Source organism: Thalassospira sp. CH_XMU1420-2, from assembly GCF_037029325.1.
Classification (GTDB): domain Bacteria; phylum Pseudomonadota; class Alphaproteobacteria; order Rhodospirillales; family Thalassospiraceae; genus Thalassospira; species Thalassospira povalilytica.
This window is the reverse complement of sequence record NZ_JAYMEG010000075.1, coordinates 1-606: the sequence shown is the minus strand read 5'-3', so window position 1 is coordinate 606 and position 606 is coordinate 1. Positions and strand designations below refer to the sequence as shown.

Annotated in this window: 1 protein-coding gene; it reads left to right on the top strand. The window is 55.1% G+C overall.

Translation table 11 applies throughout. From position 1 onward, the window contains the following. On the top strand, positions 1-606 hold a 606-nt coding region (locus tag WA429_RS21365), incomplete at both ends, for a hypothetical protein (protein ID WP_336107931.1).

The window sequence follows — 606 nt, the reverse complement described above, 5'->3', positions numbered from 1 at the left end:
CGACAACCGCTACAGCTGGGCGGATGCGATGCATCGGGTCAGTTTCCGCCGTCTTCGTCCGCCACGCGTGCGCGTCAATGGCGAGCGACGTGTTGAAGTGGGGGAACCATACGAATTCCGTGCAGCAATCACAGAGCCGTATCGTGGGCTTGAGCGCTCATATGACGGCGAATGGACCTTGCCGGATGGTACAAAGCAGTATGGGGATACGGTGACATACATTCCGACGGAAGATGACTTGGATAACCGTCAGCTGGAGATCTCGTATCAGGCATGGATGACGGACTATCCCGAGGAGATTGGCCGGGATGATCAGCGCCTTTATCTCTGGCAGTACGAGTGGCCAACCTGGCGACTGGCGATTGATCGGAAATCATATTATCCACCAGCAATCGTCGAGATCCGTGCCAAAACACTGGGTTCTACGCCATCACTGGAAGACCCGCGTTATACTTGGCAGTTGCCGGAAGGGCCGAGTGTTGAAAGTAACTCTCTTGAAGATATGAGGGTGCTGAAGGTTGAAACGACCGGCGAATTCACTGTCGGGTTGGCCATTGCCGACGCGCGCGGCAACGAAACCACTCTGGAAGAAACGTTCGAGATCTT